General features: G+C 72.1%; 22 protein-coding genes. 10 read left to right on the top strand and 12 right to left on the bottom strand.

From position 1 onward, the window contains the following. Positions 1-9 precede the first annotated feature (9 nt). The 8 genes from rapZ to C8E97_RS25180 all read left to right on the top strand — a co-directional run bounded on the left by rapZ (position 10) and on the right by C8E97_RS25180 (position 7,086). A complete protein-coding gene (rapZ, locus tag C8E97_RS25215; protein ID WP_170212153.1) occupies positions 10-867 on the top strand; it encodes an RNase adapter RapZ in 858 nt (285 codons plus the stop codon). Positions 868-872: 5 nt separating this feature from the next. Then, positions 873-1,898, top strand: coding sequence for a gluconeogenesis factor YvcK family protein (locus C8E97_RS25210; RefSeq protein ID WP_121012332.1), 1,026 nt, complete (start codon positions 873-875; stop codon positions 1,896-1,898). Continuing rightward, positions 1,889-2,875, top strand: coding sequence for a DNA-binding protein WhiA (whiA, locus tag C8E97_RS25205; protein ID WP_121007941.1), 987 nt, complete (start codon positions 1,889-1,891; stop codon positions 2,873-2,875). The genes C8E97_RS25210 and whiA overlap by 10 nt, the downstream gene beginning before the upstream one ends. A 526-nt stretch (positions 2,876-3,401) precedes the next feature. Next, entirely contained in the window at positions 3,402-4,406 is a 1,005-nt protein-coding gene (gene gap, locus C8E97_RS25200) for a type I glyceraldehyde-3-phosphate dehydrogenase (RefSeq protein WP_121007940.1), read from the top strand. A gap of 23 nt (positions 4,407-4,429) precedes the next feature. Further along, positions 4,430-5,593 (top strand): phosphoglycerate kinase, encoded by a 1,164-nt coding sequence (locus C8E97_RS25195; protein WP_211347132.1) that lies wholly within the window; start codon positions 4,430-4,432, stop codon positions 5,591-5,593. Further along, entirely contained in the window at positions 5,593-6,381 is a 789-nt protein-coding gene (gene tpiA, locus C8E97_RS25190; protein WP_121007939.1) for a triose-phosphate isomerase, read from the top strand. The genes C8E97_RS25195 and tpiA overlap by 1 nt, the downstream gene beginning before the upstream one ends. Positions 6,382-6,472: 91 nt before the next feature. Continuing rightward, a complete protein-coding gene (gene secG / locus C8E97_RS25185; protein WP_121007938.1) occupies positions 6,473-6,706 on the top strand; it encodes a preprotein translocase subunit SecG in 234 nt (77 codons plus the stop codon). A gap of 35 nt (positions 6,707-6,741) precedes the next feature. Next, positions 6,742-7,086 carry an RNA polymerase-binding protein RbpA gene (locus tag C8E97_RS25180; protein ID WP_015103628.1) on the top strand — a complete coding sequence of 115 codons (345 nt, stop codon included), beginning with the start codon at positions 6,742-6,744 and terminating at the stop codon, positions 7,084-7,086. Positions 7,087-7,469: 383 nt separating this feature from the next. Here the strand turns inward: C8E97_RS25180 and C8E97_RS25175 are convergent, their stop codons facing one another. The 7 genes from C8E97_RS25175 to tkt all read right to left on the bottom strand — a co-directional run bounded on the left by C8E97_RS25175 (position 7,470) and on the right by tkt (position 17,758). Further along, positions 7,470-8,825 carry a sensor histidine kinase gene (locus tag C8E97_RS25175; RefSeq protein WP_211347131.1) on the bottom strand — a complete coding sequence of 452 codons (1,356 nt, stop codon included), beginning with the start codon at positions 8,823-8,825 and terminating at the stop codon, positions 7,470-7,472. Between the two features lie 271 nt (positions 8,826-9,096). Continuing rightward, positions 9,097-9,876: a 6-phosphogluconolactonase gene (gene pgl, locus C8E97_RS25170; protein WP_121007936.1), complete on the bottom strand. Its 780-nt coding sequence runs from the start codon at positions 9,874-9,876 to the stop codon at positions 9,097-9,099. Next, entirely contained in the window at positions 9,873-11,279 is a 1,407-nt protein-coding gene (gene opcA, locus C8E97_RS25165; RefSeq protein ID WP_425470588.1) for a glucose-6-phosphate dehydrogenase assembly protein OpcA, read from the bottom strand. Before opcA ends, pgl begins: the two co-directional genes overlap by 4 nt. Further along, on the bottom strand, positions 11,276-12,817 hold the full coding sequence (gene zwf, locus C8E97_RS25160; RefSeq protein WP_121007934.1) for a glucose-6-phosphate dehydrogenase: 1,542 nt from the start codon (positions 12,815-12,817) through the stop codon (positions 11,276-11,278). The genes opcA and zwf overlap by 4 nt, the downstream gene beginning before the upstream one ends. A 73-nt stretch (positions 12,818-12,890) precedes the next feature. Continuing rightward, the gene (locus C8E97_RS25155) at positions 12,891-14,507 is read right to left on the bottom strand and encodes a glucose-6-phosphate isomerase (protein ID WP_121007933.1); all 1,617 of its coding nucleotides are present in this window, start codon (positions 14,505-14,507) and stop codon (positions 12,891-12,893) included. Positions 14,508-14,513: 6 nt separating this feature from the next. Beyond that, entirely contained in the window at positions 14,514-15,641 is a 1,128-nt protein-coding gene (gene tal / locus C8E97_RS25150) for a transaldolase (RefSeq protein ID WP_121007932.1), read from the bottom strand. A gap of 23 nt (positions 15,642-15,664) precedes the next feature. Beyond that, complete coding sequence (tkt, locus tag C8E97_RS25145) at positions 15,665-17,758, bottom strand: transketolase (RefSeq protein WP_121007931.1); 2,094 nt, start codon at positions 17,756-17,758, stop codon at positions 15,665-15,667. Between the two features lie 263 nt (positions 17,759-18,021). On the opposite strand from tkt, the gene C8E97_RS25140 reads away from it, so the two are divergent. Beyond that, a complete protein-coding gene (locus C8E97_RS25140; protein ID WP_121007930.1) occupies positions 18,022-18,945 on the top strand; it encodes a heme o synthase in 924 nt (307 codons plus the stop codon). 145 nt (positions 18,946-19,090) lie between these two features. Here the strand turns inward: C8E97_RS25140 and C8E97_RS25135 are convergent, their stop codons facing one another. From C8E97_RS25135 to C8E97_RS25120, 4 genes are all read right to left on the bottom strand, one after another. After that, positions 19,091-19,678, bottom strand: a complete 588-nt coding sequence (locus tag C8E97_RS25135; RefSeq protein ID WP_281275460.1) for a sigma-70 family RNA polymerase sigma factor — start codon at positions 19,676-19,678, stop codon at positions 19,091-19,093. 141 nt (positions 19,679-19,819) lie between these two features. Then, positions 19,820-20,473: an HD domain-containing protein gene (locus C8E97_RS25130; protein ID WP_121007929.1), complete on the bottom strand. Its 654-nt coding sequence runs from the start codon at positions 20,471-20,473 to the stop codon at positions 19,820-19,822. A 49-nt stretch (positions 20,474-20,522) separates the two neighbouring features. Continuing rightward, positions 20,523-21,170, bottom strand: a complete 648-nt coding sequence (locus C8E97_RS25125; RefSeq protein ID WP_246019150.1) for a hypothetical protein — start codon at positions 21,168-21,170, stop codon at positions 20,523-20,525. A 6-nt stretch (positions 21,171-21,176) separates the two neighbouring features. Then, positions 21,177-22,184, bottom strand: coding sequence for a hypothetical protein (locus C8E97_RS25120; RefSeq protein WP_121012320.1), 1,008 nt, complete (start codon positions 22,182-22,184; stop codon positions 21,177-21,179). A 223-nt stretch (positions 22,185-22,407) separates the two neighbouring features. Between C8E97_RS25120 and C8E97_RS25115 the strand changes: the two genes are divergently transcribed. After that, on the top strand, positions 22,408-23,004 hold the full coding sequence (locus C8E97_RS25115) for an FKBP-type peptidyl-prolyl cis-trans isomerase (protein ID WP_121007928.1): 597 nt from the start codon (positions 22,408-22,410) through the stop codon (positions 23,002-23,004). Between the two features lie 77 nt (positions 23,005-23,081). On the opposite strand, the gene C8E97_RS25110 is transcribed toward C8E97_RS25115, so the two are convergent. Beyond that, the gene (locus tag C8E97_RS25110; protein ID WP_121000639.1) at positions 23,082-24,287 is read right to left on the bottom strand and encodes an IS110 family RNA-guided transposase; all 1,206 of its coding nucleotides are present in this window, start codon (positions 24,285-24,287) and stop codon (positions 23,082-23,084) included. Positions 24,288-24,489: the final 202 nt, after the last annotated feature.

The raw sequence follows: 24,489 nt of genomic DNA, 5'->3' as shown, positions 1-24,489 counted from the left end.
AAGTCCGGCATCGAGGTGGCGGTGGTGACGGGCCTGTCGGGGGCGGGCCGCAGCACCGCCGCGAAGTGCCTGGAGGACCTGGGCTGGTTCGTGGTGGACAACCTGCCGCCCGAGCTGATCGCGACGATGGTGGAGCTGGGCGCGCAGGCGCGGGGGGCCATCACCAGGGTCGCGGTCGTGATGGACGTGCGCAGCCGCGCGTTCACCGAGGACCTCGCGGCGGTGATCAAGGACCTGGACGCGCGCGGCTACAAGCCGAAGGTGCTGTTCCTGGAGGCCACCGACGACGTGCTGATCCGGCGGTTCGAGTCGGTGCGCCGCGGCCACCCGCTCCAGGCGGACGGCAGGCTCGCGGACGGCATCGAAGCCGAGCGCATCCTGCTGACGCCGCTGCGGGAGGAGGCGGACCTGGTGCTGGACACGTCGGCGCTGTCCGTGCACCAGCTGCGGGCCAAGATCGAGGACACGTTCGGCACCGAGTCGGCCACGCGCACCCGCGTGACGGTGCTGTCCTTCGGCTACAAGTACGGCCTGCCGATGGACTCCGACCTGGTGATGGACGTGCGGTTCCTGCCGAACCCGTTCTGGATCCCCGAGCTGCGCGAGCAGACCGGCCTGGACGGCGACGTGCGGAACTACGTCCTCACGCAGGAGGGCGCGGAGGAGTTCCTGGACCGCTACCACGAGCTGCTGCGGCTGATCGGCGCGGGCTACCGGCGCGAGGGCAAGCGGTACCTGACGCTGGCCGTCGGGTGCACGGGCGGCAAGCACCGCAGCGTCGCCATCTCCGAGGAGCTGGCCGCCCGGCTGGCCGCCGAGGACGGCATGGCCGTGAAGGTCGTCCACCGGGACCTGGGACGCGAGTGACGGGCCTGAAAGCGGTGGCCCTGGGCGGTGGGCGCGGACTGCACGTCACGCTCACCGCCCTGCGCCGCCTGACCGACGACGTGACCGCGGTGGTGACGGTCGCCGACGACGGCGGCTCGTCCGGCAGGCTGCGCCGCGAGCTGGGCCTGCTGCCGCCCGGCGACCTGCGCAAGGCGATGGTCGCGCTGGCCGACGACGGCGGCAGCGGTGCGCTGTGGGCGCGGCTGTTCCAGCACCGGTTCGGCGGCACGGGCGCGCTGGCCGGCCACGCGGTCGGCAACCTCGTCCTGGCCGGCCTGCTGGAGCAGCTCGGCGACCCGGTGGCGGTGCTGGAGGCGGCCTGCCGGCTGCTGGGCGTGCGCGGCCGGGTGCTGCCGATGTGCACCGAGCCGCTGGAGATCGAGGCGGACGTGACGGGCCTGGACGACGACGCCGACGTGGTGCGCCGCATCCGGGGCCAGGTGGCGGTCGCGACCACGCCGGGGCGCGTGCAGCGCATCCGGCTCCACGGACCGGGTGGCGCGGGCGAGGCGCCCCGCGGCTGCGCGCAGGCCGTCGAGGCCGTGCTGGGCGCGGACGTGGTGCTGCTGGGACCGGGGTCGTGGTTCACCAGCGTGCTGCCGCACTTGCTCGTGCCGGAGCTGAACGACGCGCTGACGCGCACGGCGGCGGCGAAGGTCGTGGTGCTCAACCTCGTCCCCCAACCGGGGGAAACCGCCGGATTCTCGCCGGAGCTGCACCTGGACGTGTTGTGCGAGCACGCGCCGACGTTGCGCGTGGACGCGGTGATCGCGGACGCGGACGCGGTGACCGTCCCGGACCGGCTGTGCCGGGCCGCCGCAGCTCTCGGGGCCGCGGCGCACCTGTCGCCGATCGCGCTGGCGGGTTCACCGGACCGCCACGACCCGGTCGCCCTCGCGTCGAGCATCCGCCGCGCGTTGGACGGCCTGCCTGCGGCGGCCGGCGCGCCGTCGAGTACAACCCTCCAGGAACACCGCGAGACCAGGGGAGGCGATGAGCCGTGGCGATGACGTCTGCGGTCAAGGACGAGCTGAGCAGGCTGGCCGTCGCCAAGACCTGTTGCCGGCGCGCCGAGGTCGCGTCCCTGCTGCGGTTCGCGGGCGGCCTGCACATCGTGGGCGGCCGGGTGGTGGTGGAGGCCGAGCTGGACCTCGGCTCGACCGCGCGGCGGCTGCGGCGGGAGGTCCACGAGCTGTACGGGCACCAGTCCGACGTCTTCACCATCACGTCGAGCGGGCTGCGCAAGGGCACCCGGTTCGTGGTGCGGGTCGTGAAGGACGGCGAGGGCCTGGCCCGCCAGACGGGCCTGCTCGACCCGCGCGGCCGCCCGGTGCGCGGGCTGCCCGCGCCCGTGGTGTCCGGCGGGGTGTGCGACGCGGAGGCGGCCTGGCGCGGCGCGTTCCTGGCGCACGGCTCGCTGACCGAACCCGGCCGCTCCTCGTCGATGGAGGTGACCTGCCCCGGTCCCGAGGCGGCGCTGGCGCTGGTCGGCGCGGCGCGGCGGATGGGCATCAGCTCGAAGTCGCGCGAGGTGCGCGGCGCGGAGCGCGTGGTGATCCGGGACGGCGACGCGATCGGCGCGATGCTCACCCGGCTGGGCGCGCACGACAGCGTGCTGGCGTGGGAGGAGCGCCGGATGCGCCGGGAGGTGCGCGCGACGGCGAACCGGCTGGCGAACTTCGACGACGCGAACCTGCGGCGCTCGGCGCGGGCGGCGGTCGCCGCGGCGGCCAGGGTGCAGCGCGCGCTGGAGATCCTGGGCCCGGAGGCGCCGGACCACCTGGCGGCGGCGGGCGCGCTGCGGCTCGCGCACCGGCAGGCGTCGCTGGAGGAGCTGGGGCAGCTGTCCGAACCGCAGATGACGAAGGACGCGGTGGCGGGGCGCATCCGGCGGCTGCTGGCGATGGCGGACAAGCGGGCGAAGGAGCTGGGCATGCCGGACACGGAGTCGGCGGTCACGGCGGACATGCTGGAAGCCGAGGTCTGACTGGTTGTCGCGGTGCGGCTCCGGGTGTCGGAGAGGTGGTGCGGTGCTGATCTCGGTCATCGGCGAGGTGGAGCGGTGCGGCTCTTGGTGAAAGATCAAGAGCGTCCTCGCCGGACGGGCAGGCCGCCGAGGAGGGGGAAGGGCGTCGTGTTCTCCCCGTATGGCCTGGTCGAAGACCACCACCCTTGTCAAGGCAGGTCAAGCGAAGGGCGTGCTTGACCTGCCTTGACAAGCGCGGTTGCCCTGCGGGCAGGCCATACGGGGAGAACACGAGGCCGGTGGTGTGCGCGGTGCGCACTGGCGGTGACGTTCGGGGTGTGCGGGTTGGTGCTTGTGGGTATGCGAGAGGGAAAGCGGTTTGGTTGTTACTAGACGGTAGCGGTGGATTTTCTTGCTCGATAAAGAGATCCTGGTGATCCACGTGACCAGGGGCGCAGCGCGGAGGCTAGGCTGAGGCGCGGCTGCTGTGACAGTCAATCCGCACGCCCACTGGCGCATCGCCAGTCGAGTATCGAGGAGACTCACCGTGACGGTTCGCGTAGGTGTCAACGGTTTCGGCCGGATCGGTCGCAACTTCTGGCGCGCCGTTCAGGCCAGCGGTCACGACATCGAGATCGTGGCCTTCAACGACCTCGGTGACGTCAACACGATGGCGCACCTGCTGAAGTACGACAGCATCCTCGGCCGCCTGCCGCACGACGTGAAGGTGAACGACGAGGGCATCGAGGTCGACGGCAAGACCATCAAGGCGCTGGCCGAGCGCGACCCCGGCAAGCTGCCCTGGAAGGACCTCGGTGTCGACGTCGTGGTCGAGTCGACCGGCTTCTTCACCGACGCCGCCTCGGCGCGCAAGCACGTGGACGAGGGCGGCGCCAAGAAGGTCATCATCTCCGCGCCGGCCAAGGGTGAGGACCTCACCGTGGTGCTGGGCGCGAACCACGAGCAGTACGACGGTTCGCAGACCGTCATCTCGAACGCCTCGTGCACCACGAACTGCCTGGCCCCGCTGGCCAAGGTGCTGCACGACGAGTTCACCATCGAGCGTGGCCTGATGACCACCATCCACGCCTACACCCAGGACCAGAACCTCCAGGACGCGCCGCACAAGGACCTGCGCCGCGCACGGGCCGCCGCGCTGAACATCGTGCCCACCAGCACCGGTGCCGCGAAGGCGATCGGCCTGGTCCTGCCCGAGCTGAACGGCAAGCTCGACGGCTACGCGCTGCGCGTGCCGGTGCCGACCGGTTCGGCGACCGACCTCACCGTGACCGTCGGCCGGGAGACCACCGTCGACGAGGTCAACGCCGCCTACAAGGCCGCGGCCGAGGGCGCGCTGAAGGGCTACCTCCGCTACAACGACGACCCGATCGTGTCGAGCGACATCGTCACCGACCCGGCGTCGTGCATCTACGACGCGCCGCTGACCAAGGTCATCGGCAACCAGGTCAAGGTCGTCGGCTGGTACGACAACGAGTGGGGCTACTCCAACCGCCTCGCCGACCTGGTCGACCTGGTCGCCTCCAAGCTCTGACCACCCCAGCCGAAAGCGGAGCTGTGAAGACTCTCAGCGACCTGATCGCCGAGGGTGTGTCGGGTCGGCGCGTCCTGGTGCGCGCCGACCTGAACGTACCCCTCGACGGCGACAAGATCACCGACGACGGCCGCGTCCGCGCCTCGGTGCCCACGCTCCGAGCGCTGGTGGACGGGGGCGCGCGCGTGCTGGTCGCCGCGCACCTGGGCCGGCCCAAGGGCGAGCCCGACCCGAAGTTCTCCCTCGCCCCGGTCGCCGTGCGGCTGGGCGAGCTGCTCGGCCGGACCGTCGAGCTGGGCACGGAGGCCGGCGCCGACGGCACCGTCACGCTGCTGGAGAACATCCGCTTCGACCCGCGCGAGACCAGCAAGGTCGACGCGGAGCGCGAGGCGTTCGCCGACGAGCTGGCCGCCAAGGCCGACGCGTTCGTCTCCGACGGGTTCGGCGTCGTGCACCGCAAGCAGGCGTCGGTCTACGACGTGGCGAAGAAGCTGCCGCACTACGCGGGCAACCTGGTGCTGGCCGAGGTCGAGGTGCTGCGCAAGCTGACCGACGACCTGGCACGCCCGTACGTGGTGGTGCTGGGCGGCGCGAAGGTGTCCGACAAGCTCGGCGTCATCGCGAACCTGCTCACCAAGGTCGACCGGCTGCTCATCGGCGGCGGCATGGCCTACACGTTCCTCAAGGCCCAGGGCCACGAGGTCGGCCGGTCGCTGCTCCAGGAGGACCAGCTGGAGACCGTCACCGGCTTCCTCAAGGACGCCGAGGCGCGCGGCGTGGAGATCGTGCTGCCGGTCGACGTGCTGGCGGCGGTGGACTTCGCCGCCGACGCCGAGCACGAGGTCGTGCCCGCCGACGCCATCCCGGCCGACCGGCAGGGCCTCGACATCGGCCCGCGGTCCCGTGAGCTGTTCGCCGCGAAGCTGGCCGACGCCCGCACCGTCTTCTGGAACGGCCCGATGGGCGTGTTCGAGTTCGAGGCGTTCGCCGGCGGCACCCGCGCGGTCGCCGAGGCGCTGGTCGCCGGTGACGCGTTCTCCGTGGTCGGCGGCGGCGACTCGGCGGCGGCCGTGCGCGCCCTCGGCCTGCCCGAGGACGGCTTCTCGCACATCTCCACCGGCGGTGGGGCTTCCCTGGAGTTCCTGGAGGGCAAGGAACTCCCCGGCGTCTCCGTCCTGGAGGACTGATGGCAACGCGCCAGCCGCTCATCGCGGGCAACTGGAAGATGAACCTCAACCACCTCGAGGCCATCGCCCTGGTGCAGAAGATCGCCTTCTCGCTCCCCGAGAAGTACTTCGCCAAGGTCGAGGTGGCGGTGCTGCCGCCGTTCGTCGACATCCGGTCCATCCAGACCCTGGTCGACGGCGACAAGCTGCTGCTCAAGTACGGCGCGCAGGACCTGTCGCCGCACGACTCGGGCGCGTACACCGGCGACGTGTCCGGTCCGATGCTGGCCAAGCTCGGCTGCTCCTACGTCACCGTGGGGCACTCCGAGCGGCGCGAGTACCACCACGAGGACGACGCGCTGGTCAACCGGAAGGTCAAGGCGGCGCTCAAGCACGGCGTCACCCCGATCTTCTGCCTCGGCGAGCGGGTGGACGTGCGCGAGGCGGGCAACCACGTCGCGCACTGCACCGACCAGCTCGTGGCGGGCCTCCGGGGGCTGACCGCCGAGCAGGTGAAGGACGTCGTCATCGCCTACGAGCCGGTGTGGGCCATCGGCACCGGCAAGGTGGCGTCGTCGTCCGACGCGCAGGAGGTGTGCGCGGCGCTGCGGGCCAAGCTCGCCGAGCTGCACGGCGAGGACGTGGCATCGGCCGTTCGGGTGCTTTACGGCGGTTCGGTGAAGTCCGGCAACATCGGCGAGCTGATCGCGCAGAAGGACGTCGACGGTGCCCTCGTGGGCGGTGCGAGCCTGGAAGCGGACGAGTTCGCCAAGCTGTGTGCCCTGGCGGCCGGCGGGCCTCTACCCTGATGTGGTCGAACACCCCCGGCCAACACGGTGGTCCACGGTCGGCAGTCGACCGGGTACTCTGTGGCGTCACCTGCCTGACAGCGAGGAAGAAATGATCCTGTTCCTACAGATCCTGTTGATCGTCTCCAGCGTGCTGCTGATCCTGCTGGTGCTGCTGCACCGAGGCCGCGGTGGTGGTCTGTCCTCGCTGTTCGGCGGCGGTATGCAGTCGAGCCTGTCCGGGTCGAGCGTGGTGGAGAAGAACCTCGACCGCCTGACGTTGTTCGTCGGTGCGATCTGGGTCATCGCCATCATCGGCATCGGGCTTCTGCTCAAGGTCAACTGACAGAGGGAAACCACGTGGTGGGGGTGTGAGGGTCGATGGCTGGTGGTAACGCGATTCGCGGTACCCGCGTCGGCGCAGGCCCGATGGGCGAGTCGGAGCGCGGCGAGTCCGCGCCCCGACGTCGGGTGTCGTACTGGTGCGCCAACGCGCACGAGTCGCGTCCGTCGTTCGCGGTCGAAGCGGAAATCCCGGAGAACTGGGACTGCCCCCGGTGCGGTCTGCCGGCGGGCAGGGACGAGCAGGCACCCCCTGCTCCTCCGCGCAACGAGCCGTACAAGACGCACTTGGCGTACGTGAAGGAGCGCCGTTCCGACGCGGACGGCGAAGCAATCCTCGAAGAGGCTCTCACCAAGCTGCGCAAGCAGCGCGAAGAGCCCTAGCGTCAGCCCGCGCACCGGCCCCCGTGGACAACTCCACGGGGGCCGCTGTCATTCAGCCCGCGACAACCCTGCCACTACCGCGCCTCCACGACAGAGGCCGCCACCCAACCTCCGGGACCCACCTCCGCCCCCCACCCCCCGCCAAAACGCAACCGCAGGGCACCCACACAACCGGTCCCTCCCACCCCAGCCCCGCGCCAGCGCCCACTCGGGCCTCGTGTCCTCCCGTATGGCCTGGGCGCAGCCCAACCGCGCTCGGTCGGCCGTGTCAAGCACGCCCTTCGCTTGACGCGGCCGGCCAAGGGTGGTTGCCTCCGGCAGGCCATGCGGGAGGACACGACGCCCTTACCCCCGGCGGCCTGCCCAGCGGCGAGCGCCGCTTTTCATCTTTCACACCCTTCCCGCACCGCCCGAGCCCCTCCCGCCGCCCCGGCCTCCCCCGCCGCGCCGGGCCCAGCCGCCACCCCCGACCGGTTCAGCGAGCAGGCCAGCGGGAACACCACCGCGACCCGGAAGCCGCCGTCCTCCGACGGTCCGGCGGTGAAGGTGCCGTTGAGCAGTGCCGCCCGCTCCCGGAGCCCCACCAGGCCGTGGCCGCCGCTGGGCAGGGAGGAGCACTCGCGGGGCCCCGCCGGGGCGTCGTTGCGGATCTCGACCCTGAGTTCGTCGGCCTCGACCTGGACGTGCACGGTGGTGGGTGCGCCGCCCGCGTGCTTGCGCACGTTGGTCAGCGCTTCCTGCACGGTGCGGTAGACCGCGCCCGAGATCGGCGCGGGCAGGTCGTCCACCGGGCCCCGCACGGTCAGCGACGCCGGGACGCCCGCGCCCGCCACCAGTTGCGGCAGCTCCTCGACGCGTGGTTGCGGCGAGTCGTCGCCGCCGGTCGTGCGCAGGACGCTGACCAGCTGCCGCAGCTCGTCCAGCGTCCGGGTGCTCAGCGCCCGGATGGTGTTCGCCACCCGCTGCGCGTCCGGGTCGGCGACGGCCACCCGCAGCGCCCCCGCCTGCATCGCGATCAGGCTCACCTGGTGCGACACCACGTCGTGCATCTCGCGGGCGAGGCGGGCCCGTTCGTCGGCGCGGACGGCGTGCGCGTGCAGCAGGCGCTCCCGCTCCCGGCTGGCGGCGAGTTCCGCGATGCGGGCGGACAGCTCCTCTCGGGCGTGCGCGAGCAGCCCGATCGCCACCGGCATCCCGGCCACGATGCAGCCGTAGATGGCGTCGTGCACGTGGGTCGTCCAGGGCCGCTCGAAGAACTCCCCTGGCGGCCACGGGAAGAACCGGCTGAACCACACGAGCGCGGCGGCCACGTAGGTCTGCGCGGCCAGCAGCCGCTGCCTGGCCAGCGTGCCCAGCGCGATCATCGCGGCGAGCTGCGCCATGCCCGCGAGGAAGCCCGGCACGGTGAGCAGCACCACCAGGAACGGGAACCGCCGCCGGAACGCCAGCGCGAGCACCGCGACGACCGACAGCGCGTAGTTGTACGACTTGGCGTCCGGCGCGAACCAGAACCACACGTCGAACGCGGCGACCGCCACCGCGCCCGCGTCGACGAACACCCGCCGGTGCTCGGCCAGCCGCTCCCGGAGACGGCGGGCAGGCCCGGACACCCGTTCGGCCGGGACGCCATTGACCCCGCCGCTCGGCAGCCGTTCGACAGCGTTGCCGGCCAGGACTCGCCCTCCCGTGTCAGCCACCCGCTGCTCGTCACCGTACTGCGCCGTCATCGCGCTTGGCATGACCCGCTCCTCAGCCCCCGAAGTGTCCACACCGGCCCGCCTCACCCAACGAGACGCCTCGATTACCCGAATGGGACGCTGACGAGACCACAAAATTGCGCGCGCGAACACCCGTTCACGGTGAAGAAAGCGCGGAAATCCAGTAGGAGGTGACCGTTATCACGCGCGCCACCGGCCGTCGGGGCGGTGCGGAGGGGAGTGGACGCCCGAACCAGGGCGGTCCGGCGGGCGACCGGTGCGGTGCCGGTCGGGGGACCGGCACCGCACGGGGTCACGCCAGCGGAGGTGTGAACAGCTCCGGCACCTTGGCCGCGGCCGTCGAGTCGAGCAGCCACAGCGTGCGGCGCTTGCCCAGCGCGCCCGCCGCCGGGAGCTGGACCTCGCCCGCCCCGGTCAACGCCATCGCGACCGCGGCGGCCTTGGCACCGCCCGTGGTCATCAGCCACACCTCGGTGGCCTGGCGGAGGGCGGGCAGGGTCAGGCTGACCCGCGTCGGCGGCGGCTTGGGGCAGTTGCGGACCGCCACCACGGAGCGGTCGCGCTCGTAGACGGCGGGCGAGCCGGGGAAGATCGACGCCGTGTGGCCCTCCTCGCCCACCCCGAGCAGGCACACGTCGAACGACGGCACCGAACCGTGGTCCTCGGGCCGGGACGCGGCGGCGAGGACGTCGGCGTACGCGTCGGCCGCCGCGTCCGGGTCGTCGCCGAACCGGCCGTCGGACGGCTCCATCGCGTGCACCCGGTCGGGGTCGACCGGCACGTGGTCGAGCAGCGCCGCCCTGGCCTGCGTCTCGTTGCGGTCCTCGTGGCCGGCGGGCAGGAACCGCTCGTCGCCCCAGTAGAGGTCCACCCGAGACCAGTCGACGGCGTCGCGGGCCGGCGCCGCGCGCAGCTGCTCCAGCACGGCGGTGCCGGTCCGACCGCCGGTCAGCACCAGCGACGCGGAGCCGCGCGCGGCCTGTGCGTCGACCAGCCTGGTGACCAGGCGGGCGGCCGTGGCGGCGGCCAGCAGGTCGCCGTCACGGTGCACCACGACCTCGGGGCGGCTCATGCGCCCGCCTTCGCCCGTGACCTGCCGCCGCTCGCGGCCTTGCCCCCGGCGCTCTTGCCGCCCGTAGCGGCTTTGCCCCCGGTGGCGGTCTTGCCGCCGGTGGCCGCCTTGCCCCTGGTCGCGGTCTTGCCGCCGGTCGTCGCCTTGCCGACGCGCGCCGACGCGGAGGCCGACGCCGTCCTGGCCGCCGCGGTCGACTTGGCCGCCGCCGCGGACCTGCCCGCCGTCGACCTGCCCGCCGACCCGGACCGACCGGTCGTCGCCTTGCCGTCCGCAGCCTTGCCGTCCGCCTTGGTGTCCGACCCCGCCCTGCCCGCCGACGACCCGGCCTTGGCGGCGTCGGCGGCGGCCCGGTCCGAGCCCGCGCCGTCCGAAGCGGCCTTGTCCGCGCCACCGGCCGCGCCCGCCGCGGGCTTGCGCGCCGCCGCGGACCCCTTGCCCGCGGCCTTCGCCGGCGTCCTCGTCGAGGTCTTCGCCGGCGAGCGCCCGCGCACGATCTTCCCCAGCGCGCGCAACGCCGACTCGTACACCTCGTCGGGGTCGAGCCGCCGCAGCTCCTCGGCCAGGCAGTCCCGGATCTCCCGGCGCTGCAACGCCACCCGGCGCTCGGGCTGGCCCGGCTGGGACAGCGTCCCGACCTTGCCGTCCGGGCGCACCAGCTCCACCACACCGGAGCGGCGCACGAGCCGCACGTCGACGATGCCGACACCGCGCGCGGCCTTGGACCGCTTCACCGGCACCCGCAGCGCGCCCGCCAGCCACGCGGCCAGCAGGTCGGTCGACGGCGAGTCGGCCTCACCGCTGACCTCGGCCTCGGTGACCCGCTCGAACGGCGGCAGGTCCAGCGCCGACGCGAGCATCGCCCGCCACAGCGTCAGCCGCGTCCACGCCAGGTCCGTGTCGCCCGGCGCGTAGGACGCCTTGCGCTGGTCCAGCGCCTTGATCGGGTTCTTCTCGGCTGCCGCGTCGGTGATCCGGCGCTGCGCGAGCTGCCCGATCGGGTCCTGCGCGGGCACCGGGGGCGCCTCGTGCGGCCACCACGCCACGACCGGGGTGTCCGGCAGCAGCAGCGGCACGACGCACGACGCGCCCTCGTTGGCCAGTTCGCCGTACAGGCGCAGCACGATCACCTCGGACGCGCCCGCGTCGCCGCCGACCCGGATCTGCGCGTCCAGCCGGGGCGCGGCCTTGCGCGCGCCCCTGGCCACCACGATCACCCGGCAGGGGTGCTCGCGGCTGGCGTCGTTGGCCGCGTCCACGGCGTCCTCGGTCTTCGCGCCGTCGTCGGTCACGATGACCAGGGTCAGCACCCGGCCGAGGGTGACCGCGCCACCCTCCTCCCGCAGCTGGACGAGCTTGCTGTTGACCTGCGACGTGGTGGTCGAGGGCAGGTCGATGATCACGGACGCCTCCAGTGCCTACCGGTGCGGGCCAGCATCTCGTCCGCCGACGCCGGTCCCCAGGTGCCCGCCTTGTACTTCTCCGGCGCGCCGGTCGCGGCCCAGTGGGCCAGCACGGGGTCCAGGATCTCCCAGGACAGCTCGACCTCGTCGTTCTTCGGGAACAGCGACGGCTCGCCGAGCAGCACGTCGAGCAGCAGCCGCTCGTACGCCTCGGGCGACGACTCGGTGAACGCGTGGCCGTAGCCGAAGTCCATCGTGACGTCCCGGACCTCCATCGTGTTGCCGGGCACCTTGGAGCCGAACCGCATGGTCACGCCCTCGTCCGGCTGCACGCGCACCACCAGGGCGTTCTGCCCCAGCTCCTCGGTGGCGGTGTCGTCGAACGGCAGGTGCGGCGCCCGCTTGAACACCACGGCGACCTCGGTGACGCGGCGGCCGAGCCGCTTGCCGGTGCGCAGGTAGAACGGCACGCCCGCCCACCGCCGGGTGTTGATCTCGCAGGTGATCGCCGCGTAGGTCTCGGTGGTGGAGTCCTTGGCGAACCCGCCCTCCTCGACCAGTCCGGGCACCTTCTGCCCACCCTGCCAGCCGCCGGTGTACTGGCCGCGCGCGGTGGTCTCGTCGAACGGGCCGACCGGCCGGGTCGCGGACAGCACCTTGACCTTCTCGGCCCGCAGGTCGGACGGCCGGAACGACACCGGCTCCTCCATCGCCGTCAGGGCGAGGAGCTGGAGCAGGTGGTTCTGGATCACGTCGCGCGCCGCGCCGATGCCGTCGTAGTACCCCGCGCGACCGCCGAGGCCGATGTCCTCGGCCATCGTGATCTGCACGTGGTCGACGTAGTTGGCGTTCCAGATGGGCTCGTAGAGCTGGTTCGCGAACCGCAGCGCCAGGATGTTCTGCACCGTCTCCTTGCCGAGGTAGTGGTCGATGCGGAACACCGACTCCTCGGGGAAGACCTCGTTGACGATCCCGTTGAGCTGCCGCGCGCTGTGCAGGTCGTGCCCGAACGGCTTCTCGATGACGACCCGCCGCCACTGGCCGGGGCTGTCCACCGCCGGCGAGGCGAGGCCGGCGCGCTTGAGCTGGTTGACCACCGTGGTGAACGCGCTGGGCGGCACCGACAGGTAGAACGCGTGGTTGCCGCCCGTGCCGCGCTCGCGGTCGAGGTCGGCGATCGTGGTGGCGAGCGTGTCGAAGGCGGCGTCGTCGTCGAACGTGCCCTGCACGAACCGGATGCCCTCGGCGAGCTGGTCCCAGACCTCCTGCCGGAACGGCGTGCGGGCGTGCTGCTTGACCGCCTCGTGGACCACCTGCATGAAGTCCTGGTCGGCCCAGTCGCGCCGGGCGAACCCGACGAGCCCGAAGCCCGGCGGCAGCAGGCCCCGGTTGGCGAGGTCGTAGATCGCCGGCATGAGCTTCTTGCGCGACAGGTCGCCGGTCACGCCGAAGATCACCAGGCCGCACGGCCCGGCGATGCGGGGCAGCCGCTTGTCGCGGGCGTCCCGCAGCGGGTTCCGCTTGGTCGGCGCGGTCATCGCACCCCCTCGCCGCGCGCGGCGGACCGGCGGCCGGCCGGTGCGGCGGCGCGCGGCAGTCCTGCGAACTCGATCACGAACCGTCCTCCTGGATGGCCTCGACGAGCTGCGCGAGCCCGGCGACGCGGTCGGTGAGGTGCAGCCGCAGCACCGGGCGCCCGCGCTCGGCCAGCACCTGGCCGTCGCCCAGCGCCTGGGCCAGTTGCAGCGTGGTCAGGTCGTACGGCCGGCCCGGCACGTCCAGCGCGGCGCTCGTCGCGCCGGTGAGCTGGAGGTACACGCCGTTCTGGTGGCCGCCCTTGTGGTACTGGCCGGTCGAGTGCAGGAACCGCGGGCCCCAGCCGAACGTGGTCTGGAGGTGCGACCGCCGCGCCAGCTCCGGCCGGACCAGCGCGAACGACGCGTCGTCCAGCCGGTCCAGGTACGCCTGCACGGACAGGTAGCCGTGGTCCGGCGCGGCGGCGACGAGCGCCTTGATCGCGTCGGCGACGGTCTTCACGTCGCCGGGCAGCCAGCCCCCGCTCGCGTGCACCTCGATCGGGCCGTCGACGAGCGCGGGCGCGGCGGTCGACGCCGCGGGCGCGTCCAGCAGGGACCGCGCGGCCTTCTTCGCGGCCTCCACGTCGGGCTGGTCGAACGGGTTGATGTCGAGCACCCGGCCGACGAGCGCGGTCGCGTACTCCCACACCAGGAACTGCGCGCCCAGCGCGCCCTCCACGGCGACCGACGACGAGCCGGTGGCCGGTCCGATCGCGACGGTCGTGGCGTCCGAGCGGGCGTCCACGAAGCCGGGCGCGCCCGGTCCCTCGACCACGACCGGCAGCAGGCCGGTGCCGTCCTTGCCGGTCGACTCGGCGATCAGCTGCTCGGCCCAGTCGCCGAGGCCCGCGATGCCCGAGCCGGTGTCGGCGAACACGACCTTCTCCGCGCCGTGGGCGTGCGCGACGGCGAACGTCGCCGCGAGCACCACGGCCGGGTTGTCCGGCGAGTCCGCCGACACCAGGGGCGCGGCGGCGGCGGCCTCGTCCAGCAGCCGGCCGACGTCCGCGCCCGCCAGCCCGGACGGCACCAGGCCGAACGCGGTCAGCGCCGAGTACCGGCCGCCCACGTTCGGGTCGGCCAGGAACACCCGGCGGTAGCCCGCCTCCCGCGCCGCCGCCTCCAGCGGCGAGCCGGGGTCGGTCACCACGACGATCCGCGACGCCGCGTCGATGCCCTCGGCGGCGAACGCGGCCTCGAAGATCCGCCGGTGGCTGTCGGTCTCCACGGTGCCGCCCGACTTGGACGACACCACCAGCACGGTCCGGTGCAGGTCGCCCGCCAGCGCCTCGGCCACCTGGCCGGGGTCGGTGGTGTCGAGCACCACCAGCGGCACGCCCGCCGTGCCGGTGATCACCTCGGGCGCGAGCGACGAGCCGCCCATGCCCGCGAGCACCACCCGGTCCACGCCCTCGGCCAGCAGTTCCGCGCGCAGCGCCGCGATCTCGGGCACCAGCGGGCGGGACGTCTCGTGCAGCCGGGTCCACGCGAGCCGGATGGACGCCTCGGGTTCCGCCTCCGGACCCCACAGCGTGGCGTCACCGGCGGTGAGCTTGCTCGCCACCCCGTCCCGGACCAGGTCGTCCACCACGATGGCGACCTGGTCCTCGTTCGGCGAGCGGACGATCTCCACGGAGACCACCTCGGTCATGTGCGCTCAGTCCTTAGCCTGGTCCAGTTGTCCGGTCACCGTCTCCAGCAGCTCCGCCCAGGACTTCTCGAACTTGTCGACGCCCTCGGTCTCCAGCATCACGAAGACGTCGTCGAGGTCGATGCCGACCTCGGCCAGCGCGTCGAAGACCTCCTGCGCCTGCGCGGCCCGCCCGGTCACGGTGTCACCGGTGATCCTGCCGTGGTCGGCGACGGCGTGCAGCGTCTTCTCGGGCATCGTGTTGACCGTGCCGGCCACCACCAGCTCGTCCACGTACCGGGTGTCCGAGTAGGCCGGGTCCTTCACGCCGGTCGACGCCCACAGCGGGCGCTGCGCCCGCGCGCCGGCGGCGGCCAGCGCCTCCCAGCGCTCGCCCTGGAAGGTCTCCTGAAACGCCGCGTACGCCAGTCGCGCGTTCGCGATCGCGGCCCGGCCGCGCAGCTCGGCGGCGCGCGGGGTGTCCAGCGCGTCGAGCCGCTTGTCGATCTCGGTGTCCACGCGGGACACGAAGAACGACGCCACGGAGTGGATGCCGCGCAGGTCGTGCCCGTTCGCCTTGGCTTGCTCCAGGCCGGCCACGAACGCCTCCATGACGTCGCGGTAGCGCTGGGTGGAGAAGATCAGCGTCACGTTCACGCTGACGCCCTCGGCGAGCACCTTGGTGATCGCGGGCAGGCCCTCGACCGTGGCCGGGATCTTCACCAGCAGGTTCGGCCGGTCCACCGTCTTGGCCAGGTCCAGCGCCTCGGCGATGGTGGCCTCGGTGTCGTTCGCCAGCCGCGGGTCGACCTCGATCGACACGCGGCCGTCCACGCCGTCGGTGGACTCGTACAGCGAGCGGAACAGGTCGCACGCGTTGCGCACGTCCGTCGTGGTGATCTCGCGGACCGCCGCGTCGGTGTCCGCGCCGCGCGCGGCGAGCGAGCGGACCTGCTCGTCGTACGCGGTGCCGACGGCCAGCGCGGCGGCGAAGATCGTCGGGTTGGTGGTGACGCCCACCACGTGCTTGTGCTCGATCAGCTCGGCCAGGTTGCCGGTGTCGAGCCGGTTGCGCGACAGGTCGTCCAACCAGATGGACACACCGGCGTCGCTCAGCGCGGCCAGCGGCTGCGCTCCCTGCTCTGGGGCAGTCATCCTCGTCATCTCCCGTTGCGGTTCTAGCGGACCTTGGCCAGCGACCGGCGGGCCGCCGCGACGACGTCCTCGGTGGTGAAGCCGAACTCGCGGAACAGCGTCTGGTAGTCGGCCGACGCGCCGAAGTGCTCGATGGACACGATCTCGCCCGCGTCGCCGGCGAACCGGTGCCACGGCTGGGCGATGCCCGCCTCCACCACGACCCGCGCCTTCACCGACGACGGCAGCACCGACTCGCGGTAGTCCGCGTCCTGCGCGTCGAACCACTCGACGCTCGGCATCGACACCACGCGGGTGGCGACGCCCTCGGCCTCCAGGACCGCGCGGGCCTCCACGGCGACCTGGAGCTCCGAGCCGGTGGCGATGAGGACCAGTTCCGGCTCGCCGTCGCCGGCCAGCACGTACCCGCCGCGCTTGACGCCCTCGCGGGCCTTCTCCTTGGTGCCCTCCAGCACCGGCAGGTTCTGGCGGCTCAGCGCCAGCCCGACCGGGCCCTCCAGCTGCTCCAGCCGGGCCGCCCAGGCCGCGGCGGTCTCGTTCGCGTCGCCGGGCCGCACCACGGTGAGGCCGGGGATGGCGCGCAGCGCGGCCAGGTGCTCGATCGGCTGGTGCGTCGGGCCGTCCTCGCCCAGGCCGATGGAGTCGTGCGTCCACACGTAGGTGACCGGCGACTTCATCAGCGCGGCCAGCCGCACGGCCGGGCGCATGTAGTCGGAGAACACCAGGAACGTGCCGCCGTAGGGGCGGGTCGGGCCGTGCAGCGCGATCCCGTTGAGGATCGAGCCCATCGCGTGCTCGCGGACGCCGAAGTGCAGCGTGCGCCCGTACGGGTTGGCCTGCCACATCTTGGTGGAGATCGCGGCCGGGCCGAACGAGTCGGCGCCCTTGATCGTGGTCAGGTTGCTCTCGGCGAGGTCGGCCGAGCCGCCCCACAGCTCCGGCAGCACCGGGCCGAGCGCCTTGAGCACCTCGCCGGACGCCTTGCGGGTCGCGACGCCCTTCGGGTCCGCGTCCCACGACGGCAGCGCGTCGGTCCAGCCGTCGGGCAGCTCCCGGTTGTTCAGGCGCTCGAACAGCGCCTTGCGCTCCGGGTTCGCCGCCGCCCACGCGTCGAACGACCGCTGCCACTCGGCCTTGGCGGCCTCGCCGCGCTTGACGACCTCGCGGGCGTGCGCCAGCACCTCGTCGGCGACCTCGAAGGTCCGCTCCGGGTCGAAGCCCAGGACCTCCTTGACCGCCGCGACCTCGTCCGCGCCGAGGGCCGCGCCGTGCGCCGCGCCGGTGTTCTGCTTGTTCGGCGCGGGGTAACCGATGATCGTGCGGAGCAGGATGAACGAGGGCCGTCCGGTCTCCGCCTTGGCCTTCTCCAGCGCGTCGAGGATGCCGGTGACGTTCTCGCCGCCCTCCACGACCTGCACGTGCCAGCCGTAGGACTCGTAGCGCTTGGCGGTGTCCTCCGACAGCGCGATCGCGGTGTCGTCCTCGATGGAGATCTTGTTGTCGTCGTAGATCACCGTGAGGTTGCCCAGCTGCTGGGTGCCCGCGAGCGAGGACGCCTCGGAGGTCACGCCCTCCTCGATGTCGCCGTCGGAGGCGATCACGAAGACGTGGTGGTCGAAGGGGCTCTCGCCGACCGGGGTGTCCGGGTCGAACAGGCCGCGCTCGCGCCGCGCGCCCATCGCCATGCCCACGGCGGAGGCCAGGCCCTGGCCCAGCGGGCCGGTGGTGATCTCGACGCCGGGGGTGTGGCGGTGCTCGGGGTGGCCGGGGGTCTTCGAACCCCACGTGCGCAACGCCTTGAGGTCGTCCAGCTCCAGGCCGTAGCCGGACAGGAAGAGCTGGATGTAGAGGGTCAGGCTGGAGTGGCCGGCGCTGAGCACGAACCGGTCGCGGCCCACCCAGTCGGGGTCCGCCGGGTCGTGCCGCAGGACGCGCTGGAACAGGGTGTAGGCCAGTGGGGCCAGGCTCATCGCGGTGCCGGGGTGGCCGTTGCCGACCTTCTGCACCGCGTCGGCGGCGAGGACGCGGGCGGTGTCGACGGCGCGCTGGTCCAACTCCGTCCAGTCGTCGGGCAGGTGGGCCTCGGTCAGCCGCTTGATGTCATCGGTGACGGACACGGACTTCCAGCTCCAGTCTCACGTAGGCGGCGGCGTCCGACGGGCGCTGTTCTCAATCGATCCCGTCCGGCCCGATCCGCGGTTTTCCCTCGTCCGCCGGCCAGCCTAGTCGGCTGGTCCGGCCCCCGTGCCGCGAACACTCTGTGGGTGTACGCACAAGGGGCGTGAACGGGTCTTCCGTCCGGTCCAGGCGTACCCGAACGGGCTGTGCTTTCAACGCGCGGTTACGATCTGGGCATCCCCCGACGCGACCAAGGAGTGCGATGAGTGCCGTCAGCGAGCTTCCGGCGCGGTCGCCCCGACAGGTCGTCGGCGCGTACGTGGCGCTGACCAAGCCGCGCGTCATCGAACTGCTGCTGATCACGACCATCCCGGCGATGCTGCTGGCCGCCCGCGGCCTGCCGCCGCTGTGGCTGATCGCGTGCACGCTGGCGGGCGGCACGCTGGCCGCGGGCTCGGCGAACGCGCTGAACTGCTACGTCGACGCCGACATCGACTCGGTGATGAAGCGCACCGGCGCCCGGCCGCTGGCCCGCAACACCATCCCGCCGCGCAACGCGCTGATCTTCGGCGTGGTGCTGGGCGTGGTGTCGTTCCTGTTCCTCTGGCTGACGACGAACCTGATCTCGGCGGTGTTCGCCGTCGCGACGATCCTGTTCTACATCTTCGTCTACACGCTGGTGCTCAAGCGGCGGACGTCGCAGAACATCATCTGGGGCGGCATGGCCGGCTGCATGCCGGTGATCATCGGCTGGTCGTCGGTGACGGGGACGGTCGCGTGGCCCGCGCTGGTGATGTTCGGCGTGATCTTCTTCTGGACCCCGCCGCACACGTGGGCGCTGGCGATGAAGTTCAAGGAGGACTACGCGCGGGCGGGCGTGCCGATGCTGCCGGTGGTGGCGACGGCGCAGCAGGTGACGCGGCAGATCGTCATCTACTCGTGGATCACCGTGGTGTGCACCCTGCTGCTGGCCCCGGTCACCTCCTGGATCTACGTGGGCGTGGCGGCGGTGTCGGGCATCTGGTTCGCCGTGTTCGCGCACCGGCTGCACGGCGTGGTGCGGCGCGGCGGTTCGACGAACACGATGAAGTTCTTCCACATGTCGAACCTGTACCTGATGTTCGTGTTCTGCGGCTTGGCGGTCGACGCGGTCGTCGGGCTGCCGGTCCTCGGCTGGCCGTTCTAGGGCCCGTACGCGGGGCTCGGGGCTCGTCTTCAGGTCTTCGGGCTGGTCTTCAGGGGGTCTTGAGGGCTGGTCTCCAGGGGCTCGTTCGGGGCCGGTGGCCGGCGGAGCCGAGCGCGGTGCCCGCCCTCGGCTCCCGACCGGGTGCTCAGCTGCTGACCAGGTGCTCGGCGAGCACCTTCCGCAACTTGGTCAACGCCCGGTGCTGCGCCACCCGCACCGCGCCCGGCGTCGACTCGACCGCGTCGGCGGTCTCCTCCGCCGACAGCCCGACGACGACCCGCAGCAGCAGGATCTCCCGCTGCTTGGGCGGCAGCACGTCGAGCAGCCGCGAGATCTCCTCCGACAGCTCGCCGCGCAGCACCAGCAGCTCGGGCCCGGCCTCGGCCAGCGGGCTGTCGGGCACCTCGGCGACGGGGTCGACCCGGTTGCGCGCGCCGTAGCGGTGGGCGTCGGCCACCTTGTGCGCCGCGATGCCGTACACGAACGCGAGGAACGGCCGCCCCTCGTCCCGGTACCGCGGCAACGCCTTGAGCACCGCCAGGCACGCCTCCTGCGCCACGTCGTCCGCGGACAGCACCGACCCGCCCAGCCGCCCGCGGCAGTACCGCAGCACCGCCGGTCGCACGGCGCGCAGCAGCTGCTCCACCGCGTGCCGGTCGCCCGCCACCGCCGCCGTCACGACCTCCGGCGCGACCGTCTCCCTTAACGGCACCGTCCTGTCGTCCGCGAACACCGCACACCTCCGCCCCAGCCGCGGCGCCCACCGCGACATCACTCCGATGACGGCCACTGTGCGTGAGTCTTACGCGGGCATTCGGACTAATTTGCCGTTTCTTTCGGACCAACTAGGGGTGATTCAGGTGTGGAACTGTAATCAGGGCACCTCGGCGAGCAGGCGGTCCACCGTAGGATCGTTCAACGATTCTACGATGCACTGCCAGAGTTCCAGGTTCGCCGTCGCCCACCGCGAGTACGTGGCCGCCGCCTCGGGGTCGTAGAAGTAGTACCCCTCGTCGTGCTTGGCCCGCTGCTCGCCGACGATCTTGTGCGCCAGCTCGCGCAGCGTGATCCCGTTCTCCGCCAGGTACTTCGGCGCGAGCACCACCGGTGTCACCGGCAGCGCCTTGAACAGGGTGTCCGCGTCCGACAGCGCCTGCGCCTCCAGCGAGATGTGCCGGTGCCGGGTGCGCATCTCCGCCTCCTCGACCACCTCGTCCACCCGTGCCGCCACCGCGTCGGGCACGCCCGCGCCGGCCAGGATGGACAACCGCAGCCGCCGCCCGTCGACGGGCAGCGAGTTCCTGCGGACCATGTAGTTGACGTCGTGCACCAGGGCGGCGACCTCGACCAGCGCCACGTCCGCGCCGTTGCGCCGGGCGAAGTCGACCGCCTTCTCGCGCACGAAGCTGACGTGGTGCCAGCCGTGGAACTGCAACTTCGCGGCGAGGTCGCGGCACAGCCGCCACACCTCGTGCTCCACTTCGGAGACCGCCCGCGCCGTGACCGTCGGTGCCGAAACCGTGCTCATTGGACCCTCCCGTGCCGGGTGGGCCGATGGTAAGGCGGCCGGGCGGCCCTCAGAGCGCCTTCGCCAACTCCTCCAGCCTGGACTCCACCGGGACGTGCCGGTGGCTGGTGCGCGTGTCCGGGTCGTAGGACAGGCTCCACGGGCTCACCGCGCGGCTCTTCACCAGGAACGTCAGCGTGTCGTCCGCCGCTTTCGGGATGCGGTGGAATTCGTGCGACAGCATCGTCCCGGAATCACCCTCGTGGGCGTGCGTGCTGCGCAGCAGCGTCGTGTCCTCGATGGACCGGCCGTCCGCCGCGAGCCGCGCCGTGAAGCGCTCGTGCAGGTAGGAGCCGGTCAACAGGGTCGTGCAGAAGTGGTAGCGGTGGTTGTGGATCGAGTCCGCGTAACCCCGTCGCCAATCCCGCTGCGGCTTGTACTCGTGCAACCAGAAGGTGAACGGCTCGGCCGGCTCGTCGCGCAGGCACCACGCGAAGTGCGTGGTCGTCTCCCGCGACCGCGCGGCGACCCTCATCTCCTCCCGCGGGCTCAGGGCGTGCAGGTGCGCGCGCAGCTCCTCCTTGAGCGAGGGTCGGGCCGCCCACTCCCGGAAACGGCCCGCGACGTGCCCCCAGTGGTCGGCGACAGGGGGGTCGGCCACGGCGATCAGCGCGGCGAGCTCCGCGACGGCGGAGCGCCCGGCGTACTCGGTCAACACGACTTATCAGCTCCCCAATTGAGCAGAGGCGGAGAATTCCCGGCGGAACCGGTGGAACTTGTCCTCCAGGGCGCGAAAACCCTCCTCGGTCAGCGCCATGCCGGTGATCTTCTCGAACAGCGCGCGGAAGTCGTCGCGCGTCGTGCGCGGCGTGATGACGATGTGCAGTCCTGCCTTGGAATTGCTGATCCGCAGGAACTCGGCGCGTTCCATCCCGTAGAGGAAGGACCCCTCCGAGAACCGGAGGGTGCGCGGGTAGAGCCGGACCACGCCCGCGTTGGTGTTGCTGTAGAGGGTGAGCCACGCGCTGTCGTCGAACAGCTCCAGCCGGTCCAGCGGCGGGTCGGACACGATCGTCAGGTCGATGCGGGAGCAGCGGCTGCGGGCGATGAACAGCCCCACCAGGCCGATCGAGATCTGGTCGCGCAGCCGCTCGACGATGGTGTCGTAGTCGCCGTCCGCGCCCTCGTGCCGCAGCAGGTAGCGGGCCCGGCCGCTGATCGCGTCGGCGTCGCGCGGGTCCGCGAGCACGGCTTTCAGCTCGCACTCCGCGTGCGACAGCAGCACGCGGCACGCCGCGTAGCGCCCCGCGAACCCCCGGAACCCGTACCGCCGGGTGCGCTCCAGGTCCTGCATCATCACCTGGTTGAACACCGGGTCGGGTCGGGCGGTCGGCTCGAACACGTGGCTCGGGAAGAACTCGCGGTCCAGCGCACGGTACTCGGCGGTGAGGTCGCGCAGCGCCTTCCGGCTCTCCGCCACGACCGGGGTGATGAGCGCGCGCTGCGCCGCGGAACTGGTGATCAGCGTCTGCCCGAACCCGACCACGGCGGAGATCATGGTGCCGGTGCCGACCGAGCCGATGAAGTTCCGCAGCGTGCCCTGGTCCATACCGCTGGAAATGGCCAGGCAGGCCGCCGACGTGACCACGAGGACCAGCAGGAGCAGCCCGGTCCTGGTCCAGAACAATTCACGCAACAGGTTGCCGCGTTCCCCGCCGGGCTCCGCGGACACGGTGGTCACCTCCTTGGGGGGCACCCGGAAGAGCGACGGCCGAAGGTATCCGATCAGGTGCGCGGAGTTACTGTACGCTCGGGTGTCGAACTTCGATAGCGGCAATTAGTGGCACATTTGCGGATTAATTCGGGGTGAAGCCGCAGCGCACCGTGATCGGCGTTGCGCCTGCCGGTGGGCCTGGCGGCACGGCGTCGGAGGCCGCACCATAAGCTCCGCAACCATGCGTACTGTCGGCCGAACGGCCCTGGCCCTCGTGTCCCTGTTGTCCGCCGGACTGGCGCTGACCGCGTGCACCGCGAGCGACCGGCCGTCCACCCTGACCACCACCCCCACCGCGACGGCGCCCGCGGCGAGCGACGACCGGACCTCCGACGAGCCGTCCGAGCCGTCCCAGCCGAGCGGCCCGCCGTGCGAGCCCGCCCAGTACCAGGTGACCGGCGAGCCGGGCGCGAAGCCGACCATCACCGTGCCCACCGGCTGCACGCCGCAGAACGGCCTGGTGGTCAAGGACCTCACCGAGGGCACCGGCGCGGAGATCAAGGCGGGCTCCACCGCGGAGCTGCACTACGTGCTCGCGACCTTCCGCGACCGCAAGACCCGTGAGGCGTCCTGGGACACCAACAAGCCGCTGGAGCTGAAGAACATCGGCCAGGCGCAGGTCATCCAGGGCTGGAACGAGGGCCTCATCGGCCTGAAGGAGGGCGGGCGGCGGCTGCTCGTCGTGCCGTCCGACAAGGGCTACCCGAACGGCAAGGGCGACATCCGCCCCGGCGAGACGCTGGTCTTCGTGGTCGACGCCGTGAAGGTGCAGGGCTGACGCCCCGCCGCTGAGGTTCCGCCGCCGAGGTTGCGACGCTGGGGTTCCGGCGCTTGGGGGGTGTCCCTATGTGGTTGTCAAGCCGCAGCCGGGGCAGAAGTGGTCTCGGGGTGTCGGTAGTGGGTTTTGGTGCGGAGCATGGCGAACAGGACGTCGCAGCGTCGTCGGGCCAGGCAGATCAGGGCGGCGTTGTGTTTCTTTCCCTGGTCTCGTTTGCGCTGGTAGTAGGCCCTGCTGGTCGGGTCGGAGAGGGCGGCGAACGCGGCGAGGAAGAACGCGCGTTTGAGTTTGCGGTTGCCGGTGCGGGCCGGGTGTTCGCCCTTGATGCTGCTGCCGGAGCTGCGGGTGACGGGGGCGATGCCGGCGTAGGCGGCCAGGTGCCCGGAGGACTTGAAGGCCGAGGCGTCGCCGATCTCGAGCAGGATGCGGGCTGCGGTCCTGACCCCGATGCCGGGCATGGAGGTCAGGACCCCGGCGAGAGGGTGCGCATCGAGTATCCCTTCGACTTCGGCGGCGACCTGTTTGCGTTGCAGGAGAACGGTCTTCAGGCTGTCGGCCAGACGCGGCAGCACGGTGTCCGCTGCCGTTGTGCCGGGAACGGTGACGGTCTGTTCGTCCAGCGCGGCCAGGATCGTGGCGACCAGCTCCTCGCCGATGCGGGGCGCGTGTGCGGTGGCGATCGCGGTGAGTTTGCGGCGGCCAGCTTTGGCGATGCCGGTCGGGCCGCCGCAGCGGGACAGGATCTCCAGCACCGCCGGGTGGGTGATGCGGGGGCCGATGGCGCGTTCCAGGGCGGGGTGGACGCCGGTGAGCAGGCCGCGGATGCGGTTGGCGATCCGGGTGGCCTCGCCGGCCAGGTCGTCGTCGAACCCGACCAGCACGTCCAGCTCCGCCAGGGCGTCGTCACCGACGTCGACCGGGCGCAGGGTGTGCGGCAGGCTCCGGGCGGCGTCGGCGATGACGAACGCGTCGCGGGCGTCGGTCTTGGCCCGGCCGGGGTAGAGGTCGGCGATGCGGCGCATGGCCAGACCGGGCAGGTAGGCCACCCGGTGACCGGCCGCGCGGGCCACCGCGACCGGCAGCGCCCCGATCGTGGCGGGTTGGTCGACCACCACCAGCAGCGGCCCGTGGACGGCGAGCTTGTCGAACAACGCGCGCAGCTTCGGTTCGCTGTTGGGCAGCGGTGCGTCGTGCAGCCGCTTCCCGGCGGGGTCCAAGCCCACGGCGTGGTGTTCGCCCTTGCCCACGTCCAGGCCGAGGAACACCCCGAAAGTACTGGTCATCGGTCGTGCCGTTCGTTCGTCGCGGGTGGTCGCGCGGTGGGCATCGCAGGCCGGCACCCACGTTACGACGAGACCTGCCCGGCGGGCGGCCGTGTCCCTATCAGCGGTCCGGCGATGCCACCGGGTCCGGTGACACCACCCCCCGGATCATGCCTTCGACTGGGGGCGTCAGTCATGCCGGACCCGGCGACCACAACTCCTT

This window comes from Saccharothrix australiensis (genome assembly GCF_003634935.1).
Classification (GTDB): Bacteria; Actinomycetota; Actinomycetes; order Mycobacteriales; family Pseudonocardiaceae; genus Actinosynnema; species Actinosynnema australiense.
Note: the sequence above shows the minus strand (reverse complement) of the source record. Positions and strands in the feature narration are given on the sequence as shown.